The organism is Spirosoma sp. SC4-14, assembly GCF_037201965.1.
In the GTDB taxonomy this organism is placed as follows: domain Bacteria; phylum Bacteroidota; class Bacteroidia; order Cytophagales; family Spirosomataceae; genus Spirosoma.
This window is the reverse complement of record NZ_CP147518.1, coordinates 1,594,506-1,609,845: the sequence shown is the minus strand read 5'-3', so window position 1 is coordinate 1,609,845 and position 15,340 is coordinate 1,594,506. Positions and strand designations below refer to the sequence as shown.

The following is a 15,340-nucleotide window of genomic DNA, read 5'->3' as shown; positions in this document are numbered from 1 at the left end:
GGAAGAAAAGCCATACGGTCGGTATTTGCTGCTTCATCCGCCAACCTGCGTCCAAAACCCTTTAAACGTTCGAACAATTTACTAACCACTAAATCCCCTCTAGCAGAAAATGAATCAAACCGTTAACCCTTCGCGGCTGTTTCTGGCCAGTGTTTTTGCCCTGATTACAACAGCCTTTTCGTTTAGTATCCGGGCCGGCATTTTGCCACAATTAGGCGCCGAATTTGGGCTTTCGGCCGAACAGCTAGGGTTCATCAACTCCATGTGGTTCGTTGGATTTCCTATTTCCATGATTATCGGTGGATTAGTCTACAATTCGGTTGGCCCAAAACTCATTATGCAGATTGCCTTTGTATGCCATGTGCTTGGTATTTTGCTTACCATTTATGCACAAGGCTACACGACTCTGCTGATTTCAACATTGTTTATCGGTATTGGTAACGGCTGTACGGAAGCAGCCTGTAACCCTATGATTGCCGACATGTATACAGGCAGTCAGATGAACAAAATGCTGAACCGCTTCCATATGTGGTTTCCTGGCGGCATTGTGGTGGGAAGTCTGATTTCGCTGGCTATGACCAAAATGGGCATGGGATGGCAGGCACAAATCTGGTTTATCATGCTGCCAGCGTTGACCTATGTTTTCCTATTCTTTGGTCAGACTTTTCCAGCCTCGAAAACAGCCGAAGCCACTTCGTTAAGCAGCAACCTGCGGGCAATGTTTAGTCCGCTCTACATATTTATGTTCTGCTGCATGGCGTTAACTGCCATTTCAGAATTTGGACCACAACAATGGACAGCTCTTATCCTGAGCAAGAGCGGAGCCGAGCCACTGCTGATTTTAGCCTTAGTGACGGGTCTGATGGCTGTGGGCCGGTATTTTGGTGGACCTATCATCCATCGGCTCGACCAAACGGGTGTATTGCTGGGCGGTGCCTGTTTTGCAACACTGGGTATTTACCTATTCAGTACCCAAACTGGTGCAATGGCTTATGTTGCGGCTATTTTCTTTGCTATTGGCGTTTGTTACTTCTGGCCTACGATGGTTGGTTTTGTGGCCGAGCGGATTCCGGCAAGTGGCGCATTAGGCATGTCGATTATCGGTGGAGTCGGTATGTTCTCAACATCCATTTTCCAGCCTATTATTGGTGGCTGGCTCGATTCGGAACGAGTTGAGAAAGCTGCTTCCGGCCTTACAGGCGATGCACTTGAACTGGCTGCCGGCCAGGCAACCCTGGCTAAGATGACCACCTTCCCCATCATCCTGATTGTTGCCTTTACATTTCTTTGGTTCTGGATGCGCAACCGTAAACCCGGCCATATCGACGAGAAGTTAGTTGCCGAACAACCACAGTTGTAACCGGGATTTATATGATTTTGCTGACTGACTTTGGTTTTATTTCGCTTCTTTGAAGCACTTTTATCTTCTCAAATCAAAGTCAGTCAGCAAAATCAAATAAATCCTGGTTCAGACAGTTATCTATGGCACCACTCACCACCCGGCAACATCGTTATGCCCGGCTCATACTGGTTCCGGTGGCTGCTTTTATTGCCTCCCACGTAGTCTTCTACAAACACTATCCCTACGAAGGTGGCTACCAGTTTCCGTGGCCCTTTTTCCTAACCGTTGCTACGGTAATGCTTTCGTGCTGGGAAGTTAATCTGGCGGTATTTCGCCATCTCGATCAGCGATTCCCTTTTTATAAACATCCGGGCAAACGCATCAGGCTCCAGATTCTGCTGGGCGGTATCGCTACCTTGCTGACGTTTGCGGTGGTATTTCCCATCTCAATCCGGGTTTATTCAGGCAACTGGCCTACATTTCCTCTTTTCACGTCCGGCATTTTTGTCTGCACTACCATTGCAACCGTAGTTAATGGTGGCTATGTAGGCCTTTATCTGTTACAAACGATCTACTTCGAAAAGCAGCAAACGGCAACCGAACTGATAACAAAACAGTACCCGATTCAGCAGTCGGAAACAATATTCATTGAAGCAGGTAATCGCCAGCTACGACTCCCTCCCGACGAAATTGCCTATTTTTATTCTACTGGAGGGTTGGTACTGCTTGTTAAAATCGATGGACAACAGCAACCCACTACCTACACGTCGTTTGCGAAACTGGAGTCGCAACTACCACCATCGGTGTTCTTTCAATTGAACCGACAGTTTATCGCTCACCTTAATGCCATTCGTTCTGTTCAGGACGATGTCAATCAGAAACTTCTTGTCGAGTTAGCGCCAGCACTCCACAAAAATCAGCCATCCGAACAAGTCATGGTCAGTCGGTATCGAAGTGCCGAATTTAAGAAATGGTTTCGGCAGGTTGTCGTTAACTGACCATTCATGCCAAAACCATCTACCATTCATTAATTAGAGCATTTGGCTCCTTGTTATCAGCCTTTACGTATGGTTTCCTTTGCAGCACTGAGTATAACTCAATGCTCGGCCATCGAGACTCCATGCAACCCAACTTACAATACCTCACCGCCAACCCACCAACTGGGCTGGCAATCGGTTTCGCGCTAACTACGGCCTTAACATTACTGGGCTTTATGATGGCTGTTCGCCAGGCAGCACCACGAATTTCAGGCATTATTCTTATTGGACTGATTGCCTGGCTATTCGTGCTTGGCACCTTAGCCTCACAGGGCTTTTTTACGACCCTGAACACAAAACCACCTCGCCTATTTCTGGCCGTTGGGCCTCCCCTCTTGCTCATTGCTGGATTGTTTGTCTCCAGGTCAGGGCGTCGTTTTCTGGCTGGTTTACCCTTATCGACTATCACTTACCTGCACACGATTCGTATTGTGGTCGAGCTGGTTCTGTATGGGTTGTATGTGAATCATCAGATTCCCGAACTGATGACGTTTGAAGGCCGCAATTTTGACATTCTGGCTGGCCTAACCGCCCCAATCCTCGCTTATTTTTCCTTTAACCGGCCAATCTTATCCAAACGATGGCTATTCGTCTGGAACATAGCGGCCTTATTGTTACTTATCAACATTATTATTCATGCCATTCTATCGGCTCCGTCGCCCTTTCAGCAACTGGCGTTTGAGCAACCCAATGTTGGCATCCTGAAATTCCCATTCATCTGGCTCCCCGGTTTTGTAGTTCCGGTGGTGTTGCTATGCCATCTGGTAGTACTATGTCTGAACCGGGATTTATATGATTTTGCTGACTGACTTTGGTTTTATTTCGCTTCTTTGAAGCACTTTTATCTTCTCAAATCAAAGTCAGTCAGCAAAATCATATAAATCCCGGTTCAGACATACAGCCACTTCACTGCTTTGCGGACTATTCCGGGCAGGTTATCGGAAATATGATCGACCCAAATTGATTTGTTAACGCGACTGGCGGTTGGATAGGGATAAATCTTGTTGAAGAAATCACCCGCCGTCAGTTTCTGCTGAACCGCCAGAATCAATTCCTGAACCAGCTCTCCGGCATTGGGAGCAATGACCGTTCCGCCCAGAATTTTTGTTCCGAATGGGTTTATACCAGCAGGTTCGGTAAACAGAATCATACGGGCATATTCGTAGTCTTCAATTACGGCCCGATCGTCGTGAGCAAAGTCGTAATCGAGCCGTTCGTAACGAATATTGCGCGTCTTTAATTCAGCCTCCAGCAAACCAAACGTAGCTACTTCCGGATCGGTAAAGGTCACCCACGAAAAATGATCGTAGTTTACTTTTTTATCGAGTACTTGCCCCGGCGTAATGAAGTTCGTCACCAGCGTCGACACATGAAGCTCAGCCGCATGAGAAAAAAGTCGCTGTCCGGCGGGCAACCCGGCGGCTGCGTCGCCAGCCGCAAATACGTGTTCGTTAGTGGTTTGCAGATAATCGTTGAGTTTCAATCGGCCTTTATTGTCAAGCTCAATACCAGCCACCGACAGATTCAGATCATCGAAACTAAATGTTCGGCCAATGGCCACCAGCACAGCATCAAATTCGAGCCGTTCGGTTAAACCATTTTTCCGCTCAAGCTCAACGGTATTTGTACCATGAAATGCCTTCACGTTTCGATTCAGCCTGAACTCCATACCTTCGGCAGTTAATCGTTTCTGCAATAGATCCGAAACCTCAGAAAGTTCTTTATGTAAAATCCGGTCTTCGGTACCCACTATGGTTACCTGGCTACCAAACCGTTGAAAAGCCTGCCCGATTTCAATACCAATTGGCCCCGCACCAACTACCAGCAATCGGTCGGGCAGTTTTTCGAGCGAGAAAATAGTTTCATTGGTATAGGTCTTCACCTGCTCCACTCCCGGCACGTTCAACAGCTTTGGTCTGGAACCAGTACAAAGCACAATATTTTTAGCCGACGTAGTGCGTCCGGGCCCATCGCCGGTTCGGATTTCGAGTTCCCGCCGACCAACAAACCGGGCTATACCGAGTTCGACGTCCAGCTTTTCTACCTCGCGCAGATAGGCTGCATTTTCGTGCACCCGAATAATTTCCCGTCGTTCGTCTACATACTGCATCACGGCCGCCAGGTCGGTCTTGCCTTCCATTGTCCAGCCAAACGACTGTGCTCGTCTGGCTTGCTGAACCATCCGGCTAACATGAATTAGTGCTTTACTTGGCACACAGCCATCGTTCAGACAATCGCCACCAATCCGGCGGTCATATCGGTCAATCATCAACACCGTAAACCCTAGCCGCTTCATGGCAATTGCCACCCCTAACCCTGCCGAACCACCCCCAATTGCAATCAGATCGTAATGCGATTTCATATCAATACCTAAAACGTAAGGCCCCGTCGAACGTCGATGAAGTCTGTTATTTTTTCTTTTTAAAGTCGTCCAGTGTTCCTTTAATGGTTGCAATAAACTTGCTATTCTTAAAGGTGGGGTTATTATTCTTATCCAGAACCTTGCACCTGAAGTCAATTACATAAGGCGTATCTTTCTTATCGAACAGCATTTTGGGCAACACACTTAATGTTTTACCGGGCTTCCCTGATACCGGAAAAACTACGGGTGTCGTGGCCTGCGCTTTAATCAGGATTGGCTCTGGCTGATCGCCCTCCGCAATTTTTTTTCCGTCGATTGAGACCGTATAGTGCGTATCCGTGATGTTGTATGGAAACTTGTTTTTGTTTATGACACTAACTTTTGCTGCCACATCGGCCTCCTTTAAACCCAGTTTTCCAAAACGGATATTCTCAACCTTGACCTTCGGAATATAATACGTTGGCAAACGTTTCTCGGCGGTAGTTGCAAATGTTTTTTCGCCCAAAACAGGCAGGTCCAGTGCAAATGTAGTTCGTACTTTATAAGTCGTACTATCGATATTTTTTCGTTCCAGCGTTTTCAGCACTTCTGTCATCTTCTTGCTGAATAATTTAGCAGGCATGACAATCAGTGTGCTATCGCCCGGCTTTACTTCGATCGGTTTTTGGTAGGAATCAATCACTACGGGGGTGTTGGCGATATAAAACGTATAGTCGAGCCGATGCGCTTTAAAACCAACTGGTAGCGGGTTATCGACGAGCATATACATAGTCATGGTGATTGTGTCGTCGCTGATGTTCGTGAAATCAAACCGGGTTAATTCCAGCCGGGGTTTCAGTGTATTGTCGTAAGGTCCTGTTTCGGCAGCGGCCTCATGCCTAAGCCGACTATACCCTACATAAGCCCCAATCGCGGCCACAATGAGCACACCCAGAGCAATTATCCATCCTTTTTTCATAACGTGTCGCAATACGTATAAGAATGTGTAACGATGGATATAAACAGACTGTTTCGGAGTCGGTTAGTATGGTAGAATCGTTAACAAATGTTTTGAGAACCCAGCTTAAACTTTTGCGGCAACTATACATCTTAGTAATGAACTGTATTTACAACCGAATGCCATGCGTACGATTCTGTTCGGTATACTGCTGATGGTTACAGCCTGCAGACGCCCCTCGACCCAGTTTGCAGCCATGCTAACGCCCACGAACCAGCCCGAAATAGCTGACTATTCCAACTATCTGAAAGCAGGCGATATGCTGATAGCGACGGGCCATGAGCCTGCCTGGTCACTAACGATCAATTCGTCTAAAAATACCCTCCGCTTCAACGCCCTCGACGGCGACAGCCTGATTGCCCCCGTACCCAAACAACAAACCAATCCCAACGGCTCTTTCCATTATACGATACAAGCCCAGGATAATCAATTTACAATTGCCTTTACGCCCGATAGCTGTACCGATAAATTGTCGGGCCAGCGCTTCGATTACCGCGTGGAAGCGGTTTTTCGGGGCAAAACCTACCAGGGTTGTGGGGTTTCACTACAGCAGGTGGCTCTGTTGCAGGACATCTGGATTCTGACCGAGCTGGACGGACAAGCCATCAGCACCAGTCAGGAACGCGAAGTGCCACGCCTGGAACTTTCCCTCACCGAAAACCGCGTAACCGGCACAACCGGCTGTAATCGACTAAGTGGTAGTGTCCGGGCCGATACTCATCTGATTCGTTTCGGGCCACTCGTAACCACCAAAATGGCCTGTATTGGCAATGGCAATGCAATTGAAGCCAAATTTCTCAACGTACTCACCCAACCCCTCGCCTATCAAATCAGTACGGGCAGGCTTACGTTATGGCAACAGGGCAAAGCAGTTGCCGTATTAAAAAAAGGAGATTAAAGTAAATTAATGTAAGTAATTCGGGCAAAATGGGGTACCGTAGCGTTAGGATTTTCGCTATTTTTGCTTCTTATTAAAAGACAATCGAATACCCGAATAAGTTAACCTTCAATTGTCTTTATGGCTGTTACCAACCAATTTGCATAAATCCTGATTCTCTATGAAAAACTTCCGGCTTCCCTCCCGCGCATTGTTGCTGGCGGGCGTGCTGGCAGTGTCGTTGCCATCGTGGGCACAGACAACTGCCAAGCGCAAAACAGCCTCAAAACCAGCCGTTTCTACCGAAACGCCCGTTGCTCTCAATCGGGTACTGGTTTTCTCAAAGACAAAAGGTTTCCGTCACGCATCAATTCCTGTTGGCAAACTAGCCATCATGAAACTTGGTCAGGAAAATGGCTTTGCCGTCGATACAACTGAAGATGCCTCGAAAATTAACGAAGACAATTTAAAGCGTTACGGCGCCGTGATATGGCTCAGCACAACGGGCAACGTACTCGACGACGTGCAACAGGCAGCGTTTGAGCGGTACATTCAGGCAGGAGGTGGTTTCGTGGGTATCCACGCAGCCGCCGATACTGAATATGACTGGCCATGGTATAACCAACTGGTAGGTGCTTACTTCCTGAGCCATCCCAAGCAACAGAATGCCGAAATCGACATTATCGATAAAAACCACCCGGCCACCAAAATGCTGCCCGACCGCTGGAAACGCTGGGACGAGTGGTACAACTACAAAAGCATTCAGCCCGACCTGAAAGTACTCGGTAAGCTAGACGAGAAAACCTATGAAGGTGGCAAAAATGGCGACAATCACCCGTTCATCTGGCACCACGATTTTCAGGGAGGTAAAGCGTTTTATACGGGCGGTGGCCACACCGATGAGTCGTATAGCGATCCGCTGTTTCTGCAACACATTCTGGGCGGTATCAAGTCAGTAATGGCTACCAGCCTCAAATTTAGCCAGGCCACCACGCAACCGTTTCCGGAAGAAAACCGTTTTGAACGGCAGGTGCTGACCGACCACCTCGATGAACCAACCGAATTGGTTGTTCTCGACAATGGCAAAGTATTATTTGCCGAACGAAAAGGAGCGCTGAAACTCTGGGACCCGAAAAAAAAAACAGTAAAAGTAGTCGCTAATTTCCCCGTCTTCACCAAATTCGAGTATGGCCTGATGGGTCTGAACGTTGACCCAAACTTTAAGCAGAATAAATGGGTCTATGCTTATTACTCACCATTGACGGGCAATACCGTTGCCGATACAGCACAACACCTGTCGCGGTTTGTATACGATGACGTAAAAGACACCTTGCTGCTCAATACCGAAAAGGTACTGCTGACCATTCCCGTAAAACGGGACGGCTGCTGCCATACGGGTGGCTCGATTGCATGGGATCGGAAAGGCAATTTATACCTCTCGGCTGGCGACGACACCAACCCCTTCAACTCCGATGGTTATGCGCCAATCGATGAACGTCCGGGGCGCAGTGGCTGGGATGCCCGTCTGACATCGAGCAACACCAACGACCTGCGCGGTAAGATTGTCCGTATCCATCCCGAAGCCGACGGAACCTATAGCATTCCGGAAGGCAACCTGTTTCCGAAAGGAAACCCAAAAGCACGCCCTGAAATTTATGTGATGGGCAACCGGAATCCCTACCGTATTTCCGTCGACCAGCGGACGGGCTACCTGTATTGGGGTGAAGTTGGTCCCGATGCGGGTAACAACAGCGAGAAATATGGCCCGAGAGGACACGATGAAATAAACCAGGCTCGCCAGGCTGGCTATTTTGGCTGGCCGTTGTTTGTGGCCGACAATCGCCCCTACCATAGCCGGAGCTTTGCCGATAGCACAACCGGCCCTCTGTTCGACCCCCAACATCCCATTAACGATTCGCCAAACAACACCGGTCTGCGCGAACTCCCGCCCGCTCAGAAAGCTTTTATTTATTATCCATATGCCGAATCGCCGGAGTTTGGTGAAATTGTTGGCAAAGGCGGTCGAAATGCCATGGGTGGCCCCGTTTATTACTACGACGATTATCCAGAAACACCGGTGAAATTCCCCCGCCACTACGACGGCAAATTCTTCGCCTATGACTGGATGCGCGACTGGATTCATCCCGTTACGATGAAAGAAAACGGCGACTTCGTACGAATGGAAACGTTTATGCCGAGCACGAAGTTTTCGCACGTAATCGACATGCAGTTTGCCAACGATGGGTCGCTCTATACGCTCGAATACGGCCAGCAGTGGTTTGCCGCCAATGCCGATGCCCGACTGTCGCGCATTACCTATAATGCTGGTAACCGGAAGCCCGTTGCGATGGCAAGTGCCAACAAAACCGTGGGCGCAGCCCCACTGACCGTTAAATTCGATTCGAAGGGGTCGATGGATTACGACGGCGATGCGCTAAAATATGAATGGACCTTTGGCCAGGGAGTAGCCAAACAAACGTCGGCCAACCCAACCGTTACCTTCAGCAAACCGGGCCTCTATACGGCAACCCTGAAAGTGACGGATGCAGCCGGAAACTCGGCCACCAAAACCGTGGACGTAAAAGTTGGTAACGACGAACCAAAAGTGGAGGTTGCCGTTGCCGGAAACAAAACATTTTATTTCCCGAACAAGCCACTAAACTATTCAGTGAAGGTAGTCGACAAGGAAGACGGTTCGCTACAGAAAGGCATCAACCCCGACGACGTTACGATGACCATCGACTACCTCGAAGGCTTCGACAAAACGATGCTGGCGCAAGGCCACCAAGCCAATACGGGCTTCGCAACGGGCAAACGGATGATTGAACTCAGCGATTGCAAAGCCTGCCATGCCATCGATAAAAAATCAATTGGCCCGGCTTATATCGATGTAGCGAAGAAATACAAAGGTGTTTCGCAGATCGAGAGCAAACTGGCCCGCAAAATCATCAATGGTGGTGGCGGTGTATGGGGCGAACAGGCGATGAGCGCGCACCCGCAACTGAAAGAAAGCGAAGCTACCGATATGGTCCGCTACATTCTGTCGCTGGCCAATCAGAAGCCCGTTAACCGTCAGCCACTGGCTGGTAAATACGTACCAACCACTCAGAAAAAAGAAGGATCTTATGTGCTGACAGCCTCCTATACCGACCGTGGCAACGGTGCTATTGGGCCCGTTACTGGCATCTCAACGCTGGCCCTGCGGTCGCCGGTCGTGAAAGCCGTTTCAGCCGATGGAAAGCAGGATATTTTCCAATACGATATTCCTAAAATGGGTCCAGCCGCTATTGGTCTGAAATCGGGAAGCTATCTGGTGTTTAACAACATCGATCTGACCGGCATTCAGGGCCTGTCGCCAACGGTTTTTGCGGCCAACGATCAGGTAGCTGGTGGTAAACTCGAAGCTCACCTCGACTCTCCCACGGGCACGCTCCTGGGCGAAACCGACGTTAAACACGGAACAGCAGGCCCCGTTAGTTTACCGTTCCGGCAACCCGTTTCCGGGCAACACAAACTCTATCTGGTTTTTGTTAATCCAGAAGCGAAGCAAAAACCCCTGTTTGCTGTCGACACGGTTCAGTTTACTACTCAGGAAATGTAGTAGGTAATAGCCTAAAGGCTATTCATTCTGTAAAAAGTAGTCATCCCGAATGTTCAGGCGTCAATGAGTTGACGCCTGAACACACCTACCGAAACCAAAGCCCAGTGGGTAAACTATCGGTAGAGCAGTCCAAAAGAGCAACACTCCTAGCCCCGTTAGGGATGTAACAAGGTAAAAGCCTGTTACATCCCTAACGGGGCTAGGATTTTGGTAGGTTCCTGTTTTACTACCAACATTCGCACCCGCAAAGAAGACCGAATTTAGGCGTCTCTTACGCCAACTGGATGCCTCTACCCCCAAAATACCCCCAACTTACCCCTTTGGGGGTATTGAAACAGCCTAGTGCTACGCTCAACTTTGTCTCGTGTTATTGCCGGTACTCAAACCCGCACTTCCATAGCACGAGACAACTGTTGTCGTTAACTCTAGATGCCTGTGTATGAATCACTACTACCGTTGCGTCATCGTCCTATGCTATAGCCTCCTGGCTTACAGTGCCTGGGCTCAGTCCAGTACATTCATCATCAGCCGACAGTACAAAAAACCTAGCTCCACAGGCAACTTCAACGAAACATCGGCCAACTCGGCTCAGGCTGCCAGCCAGGTCACCTATTTCGATGGGCTCGGTAAACCCACCCTCAGGATCATGGCCTTCGAGGCTGCCTCTAAAGGTGATGTGCTCGCTCTCACCGAATACGACAACCTTAACCGGCCCACCAGAACCTTCCTGCCTGCCCCCTATACCACAAACGGGGCCGCCAGCCAGTCGGCGACCGATGTCAAAGCTAAAGCCAAAGCCTACTACGCCAATGGCAATAACGTCTCGACACCCATCAACGGCGGAACGTCCGACGAAACATTTGCCACGCAAACTACCTACGAACACTCTCCCCTCAACCGGATCGCTTCGCTGAAAGCCCCTGGGGCCAGCAACTCCGCTAACCGAACCTATGGGGTCAATACCCAAAACGAAGTCAAACGATTTCTGGTTACCGGTAACAGCCTCACCAACATCACCACTCAACCGACTAACTACCCCGCCAATACTCTCCAGTTCACCCGCACTACCGACGAAAACGGTGCCGAAACGACCGAGTTTACTGACCGTTATGGCCGAATCGTTCTCAAACGGGTCAAAGCATCGGGCGATGGCAGCACCCTGCTCGATACCTACTATGTCTACGACAATCTGGGGCAACTCCGCGCCGTGCTCCAACCCATGTTTACCCGTACCGACCAGAACGGTAATCCCCAGAACGATCTTAACAAACATGCCTTTCTCTACGCCTACGACGACCACGGGCGGCTCACCGACAAAAAAGTGCCCGGTGCCAATGCCACTCACATGACCTACAAAGGCGATACCGATCTGCTGGAAACCGCCACCGACGGCAACAGCACTGTCTTCTACTACAAATACGACAACCTCAACCGGCAAACCGAAATGGGGGTCAAACCCGGCGGTACCGAAACCCCACTGCTCTACACCTACTACGACAACTATACCTTTACCCCTTTTCAGGGCTATACCAACGAGCTGGGGCTGACCGGCGAGCAGTTTGCCGCCAACCCAAACCAACAACGGCTGGGCCTGCAAACCGGCTCCAAAGCCCGTGTCCTCAAACCCGATGGCACCTATGGCGACTGGCTGCAAACGGTCATCTACTACGACGACAAATACCGCGTAGTGCAAACCCTGCGCCAGTTGTATGGACTGGGCAGCAGTGCCTACGAACGGGTCAGCTATAAACTGGCCTTCGATGGTAAACCCGAACTGGAATGGACCACCCAGGCCACCAGTAGCAGCGCCTACCGACTGATCAAAACCTTCAGCTACGACCATGCTAACCGGCTCACCAAAACCGACCATGCGCTCTACCAGCAGGCACTCAATGAGAACTATACTCTCAAAAAGAGCTATACCCATGTCGAAAACCTCTACAACGAAGTGGGCCAACTGGCGGCCAAATCACTGCACGGCGGTCGCCACATCCGTAGCTACAAATACACGCCACGCGGCTGGCTGGGCGACCACCAGACCACCAGCGGGCAACCCTTCTCGCTGAAGCTGACCTATCAGGAAAACGGCAACATCGCCAGCCAGTCGTGGACGACCAAAGGCTACAGCGGTGGCATGAACCTGACCTACGACCCGGCCAACCGGCTAACCAATGCCACCGGAACGGGTAACTTTAGTGGCTACAACGAATCGCCGATTCAGTACGATGCCAATGGCAACATTCTCTCGCTGACCCGCAGCTATGCCAACACCACCATCGACCAGTTGAGCTACCAGTACAACGGTAACCGACTCACCCGCGTCGATGATGCCAGCACGAACGAAAGCCAGCCCGTGAAGGGGTTCATCAACGGGGCCAATACCAACGATGAGCTGGCCTACGATGCCAATGGCAACCTGACCAAAGACCTCAACCGAAGCCTGAGCAGCGTTTCCTACAACGTGCTCAACCTGCCCCGGAGCCTGACGCGCAACAACCTCACGGTGCTCTACACCTACGATGCCAGTGGCACCAAGCTCAAAAGCGAAGCTCCCGACAACCTCAACACCTTCTATGCGGGTGGCTTCGAGTACCGGGCCGACAACGCCCTGCTGCGCATCGGCCTGCAAGAAGGCCAACTGGTCAACGAGGCCGGGGTCTACAGCGTACAGTACTATCTGAAAGACCATCTGGGCAACGTGCGGGCGGTGATGGACGAAAACGGCACCATCATTCAGGAGACCGAGTACTATGCCTTTGGTTTGCCCATCCAGCACACCGGCAGCGATAAAAACAAGTATCTTTATAACGGCAAGGAGAAGCAGCCTCAGACGGAGTGGCTCGATTATGGGTTTAGGATGTATGATCCAACTATTGGCCGGTGGAATTGTGTTGATGCTGCTTCTGAAAAATCTTTAAGCATATCACCCTATGCTTATGTAGTGAATAATCCAATAAATCACATAGATATATTAGGATTAGACAGTATGAAAGTAAATAAAGACGGCACATATTCTCCTTTAAAAGATTTACCATCAGTCACGGTTACCCAGTACAGTAACCTTCAAGCTAATTATCCTGGGAGTTGGCTTTTATTCTCAAAGTATAACAATGAACAATACAACCCTTATATATATACTGCACAGGAAAATAGAAAGTATAGTATAGCTACTGTTACTACTTTGGCAACTATATCAGTTGCACCAGCAGCTCGAATCGTAGTACCATGGGTTTTACGAAATACTTTCTCTTTTGATCGAGCGGCAGCAACACGTAAGCTCGTTGTAAGTCTATCATCCCAAGTTGTCACAGGATGGTTAAAAGGTAATGGTTTAATGGAATCAATGAAATCGATAGATTTTGCTGATACATTTGCAGACTTAACAATGACTCCTCTTGCTGGTGCAGTATTCACCTCACAGGTTGACTTAACTGTCAATAACCAGGTCATAGGTAATATAAATCCAGCAGCCGGTTCTGATGTATTTTATGGCACATTTTCGAATTATTGGGAAAATGAATTGCAAAATCTAATGGGGCGTTATAGTGTAGGGGGGCAGTTATTACTAAATAAAGGCTTATTTAACACCACCAATGAGTTGAATAAAAACGAGTTAGATAAGTCTTTTTCTCAGAAATAGAAATAATGGAATTCTTAAAAAGTTTATCCCTTCCAAATAAAATTATTCTTGGATCACTATTGGCAATAATGTCTTACCTAACGGTGCATGGGATTATGAAGAGGCATTATATTAACAAATGCTATAAAGTTACTGTAGCTACCTTAAAAGAAACTTATTATAAAAAATCAGGAAAATTTGCCACACTTCAATTTAGCTACAAAAACAAGATAATAACTAAAGATTATCAATCTATTACTGGGTCTCAACGATATTATATAGGTAAAAAATATTATGTAAAAATCAGCTGCAATGACGATTCACTCTCACTAATAGACTGGGATACCCCCGTAATTGATAGCTTATCTATAAATCCTCCTAATGGTTGGCCTTCTCAATTGATTTACTCTGATTAAGTCTATTAAAGTACGAAGCCCCCGACAACCTCAACACCTTCTATGCGGGTGGCTTCGAGTACCGGGCCGACAACATCCTGCTGCGCATCGGCCTGCAAGAAGGCCAACTGGTCAACGAAGCCGGGGTCTACAGCGTGCAGTACTATCTGAAAGACCATCTGGGCAACGTGCGGGCGGTGATGGACGAAAACGGCACCATCATTCAGGAGACCGAGTACTATGCCTTTGGTTTACCCATCCAGCGCACCGGCAGCGATAAAAACAAGTATCTTTACAACGGCAAGGAGAAACAGCCCCAGACGGAGTGGCTCGATTACGGGGCCAGGATGTATGATCCAACTATTGGGAGATGGATGGTGGTGGATCCGTTGACATACAAAATGCCAGGCTGGTCACCGTATTCAATGAACTTTGATAACCCAATACGATTTATTGATCCGAATGGAGCTTCTCCAAAAGATATAATTGTTTTAAACAATCCTAAGGGGGCAACAGGGATTGCTGGCCTTGCAGCAGGGCATAGTGCTGTTTTAATAGGGAATGATAAAACAGGATGGACATTTATATCAAAAGATGGAAGACGAGATAAAGAATGGACTTGGAACTCAAATCCTATTATTGGAGGCCCTTCAGCTCGAACAAGATTACCTTTCGGTACTAAAGCAGAATTCGACAGAACAAATTTGTCCGCCGAATACTCAGAACAGATCAGATTCTCAACTGATACTGAAACTGATGCAAGGGCTGTTAAAGCCGCAAGTGATGAAGCTTTAAAAGATTATAATGTTATCAACTGCAATTGTGCAGATGTTGTTTCAAAGGCATTGGATGCTGCCGGCATAGACCCTGGATACACAAAAACGGGACCTACCGAATCTAAGGTTGGCCCCACTAAATCTACTCCTTCTGGAAACTTACCTGCTATACCTAACTACCGATATAAAAATATATTGTATAACAATATAGACAAAATTGCTCCAGATGTACCAAAAACATTAAACGCGAATGCAAATAGAAAAAATATTGATTCGAAAAAAATAAACGATTTAAACCCTGAAATCGAACAAGAAGACATAAGACACAATTAGG

Annotated in this window: 10 protein-coding genes; 8 read left to right on the top strand and 2 right to left on the bottom strand. The window is 48.4% G+C overall.

The genetic code is table 11. The features are described 5' to 3' along the window. Positions 1–109 precede the first annotated feature (109 nt). The 3 genes from WBJ53_RS06515 to WBJ53_RS06505 all read left to right on the top strand — a co-directional run bounded on the left by WBJ53_RS06515 (position 110) and on the right by WBJ53_RS06505 (position 3,188). A complete protein-coding gene (locus tag WBJ53_RS06515) occupies positions 110–1,360 on the top strand; it encodes an MFS transporter (RefSeq protein WP_338875262.1) in 1,251 nt (416 codons plus the stop codon). Between the two features lie 122 nt (positions 1,361–1,482). Next, the gene (locus WBJ53_RS06510; protein ID WP_338875261.1) at positions 1,483–2,340 is read left to right on the top strand and encodes a LytTR family DNA-binding domain-containing protein; all 858 of its coding nucleotides are present in this window, start codon (positions 1,483–1,485) and stop codon (positions 2,338–2,340) included. A gap of 122 nt (positions 2,341–2,462) precedes the next feature. Next, positions 2,463–3,188: a hypothetical protein gene (locus tag WBJ53_RS06505; RefSeq protein WP_338875260.1), complete on the top strand. Its 726-nt coding sequence runs from the start codon at positions 2,463–2,465 to the stop codon at positions 3,186–3,188. A gap of 80 nt (positions 3,189–3,268) precedes the next feature. Here WBJ53_RS06505 and WBJ53_RS06500 read toward each other — a convergent pair whose 3' ends face one another. Next, positions 3,269–4,741 carry an NAD(P)/FAD-dependent oxidoreductase gene (locus WBJ53_RS06500; protein ID WP_338875259.1) on the bottom strand — a complete coding sequence of 491 codons (1,473 nt, stop codon included), beginning with the start codon at positions 4,739–4,741 and terminating at the stop codon, positions 3,269–3,271. A gap of 46 nt (positions 4,742–4,787) precedes the next feature. Beyond that, complete coding sequence (locus WBJ53_RS06495) at positions 4,788–5,699, bottom strand: LEA type 2 family protein (protein ID WP_338875258.1); 912 nt, start codon at positions 5,697–5,699, stop codon at positions 4,788–4,790. Positions 5,700–5,862: 163 nt separating this feature from the next. On the opposite strand from WBJ53_RS06495, the gene WBJ53_RS06490 reads away from it, so the two are divergent. The 5 genes from WBJ53_RS06490 (at position 5,863) to WBJ53_RS06470 (ending at position 15,339) form a co-directional block, all read left to right on the top strand. Next, a complete protein-coding gene (locus WBJ53_RS06490) occupies positions 5,863–6,636 on the top strand; it encodes an META domain-containing protein (protein ID WP_338875256.1) in 774 nt (257 codons plus the stop codon). Between the two features lie 160 nt (positions 6,637–6,796). Next, on the top strand, positions 6,797–10,216 hold the full coding sequence (locus WBJ53_RS06485; RefSeq protein ID WP_338875255.1) for a ThuA domain-containing protein: 3,420 nt from the start codon (positions 6,797–6,799) through the stop codon (positions 10,214–10,216). Positions 10,217–10,655: 439 nt separating this feature from the next. Continuing rightward, the gene (locus tag WBJ53_RS06480; protein ID WP_338875254.1) at positions 10,656–13,856 is read left to right on the top strand and encodes an RHS repeat-associated core domain-containing protein; all 3,201 of its coding nucleotides are present in this window, start codon (positions 10,656–10,658) and stop codon (positions 13,854–13,856) included. A gap of 5 nt (positions 13,857–13,861) precedes the next feature. Beyond that, on the top strand, positions 13,862–14,251 hold the full coding sequence (locus WBJ53_RS06475; RefSeq protein WP_338875253.1) for a hypothetical protein: 390 nt from the start codon (positions 13,862–13,864) through the stop codon (positions 14,249–14,251). A 179-nt stretch (positions 14,252–14,430) separates the two neighbouring features. Next, on the top strand, positions 14,431–15,339 hold the full coding sequence (locus WBJ53_RS06470) for an RHS repeat-associated core domain-containing protein (RefSeq protein ID WP_338875252.1): 909 nt from the start codon (positions 14,431–14,433) through the stop codon (positions 15,337–15,339). The last annotated feature ends 1 nt before the right edge of the window (position 15,340 follow it).

What these genes read in the sequence shown, in the direction of transcription:
- WBJ53_RS06515 (WP_338875262.1), top strand. Translation starts at nt 110, where the DNA reads ATGAATCAAACCGTTAACCCTTCGCGGCTGTTTCTGGCCAGTGTTTTT.
- WBJ53_RS06510 (WP_338875261.1), top strand. Translation starts at nt 1,483, where the DNA reads ATGGCACCACTCACCACCCGGCAACATCGTTATGCCCGGCTCATACTG.
- WBJ53_RS06505 (WP_338875260.1), top strand. Translation starts at nt 2,463, where the DNA reads ATGCAACCCAACTTACAATACCTCACCGCCAACCCACCAACTGGGCTG.
- WBJ53_RS06500 (WP_338875259.1), bottom strand. Translation starts at nt 4,741, where the DNA reads ATGAAATCGCATTACGATCTGATTGCAATTGGGGGTGGTTCGGCAGGG.
- WBJ53_RS06495 (WP_338875258.1), bottom strand. Translation starts at nt 5,699, where the DNA reads ATGAAAAAAGGATGGATAATTGCTCTGGGTGTGCTCATTGTGGCCGCG.
- WBJ53_RS06490 (WP_338875256.1), top strand. Translation starts at nt 5,863, where the DNA reads ATGCGTACGATTCTGTTCGGTATACTGCTGATGGTTACAGCCTGCAGA.
- WBJ53_RS06485 (WP_338875255.1), top strand. Translation starts at nt 6,797, where the DNA reads ATGAAAAACTTCCGGCTTCCCTCCCGCGCATTGTTGCTGGCGGGCGTG.
- WBJ53_RS06480 (WP_338875254.1), top strand. Translation starts at nt 10,656, where the DNA reads ATGAATCACTACTACCGTTGCGTCATCGTCCTATGCTATAGCCTCCTG.
- WBJ53_RS06475 (WP_338875253.1), top strand. Translation starts at nt 13,862, where the DNA reads ATGGAATTCTTAAAAAGTTTATCCCTTCCAAATAAAATTATTCTTGGA.
- WBJ53_RS06470 (WP_338875252.1), top strand. Translation starts at nt 14,431, where the DNA reads ATGGACGAAAACGGCACCATCATTCAGGAGACCGAGTACTATGCCTTT.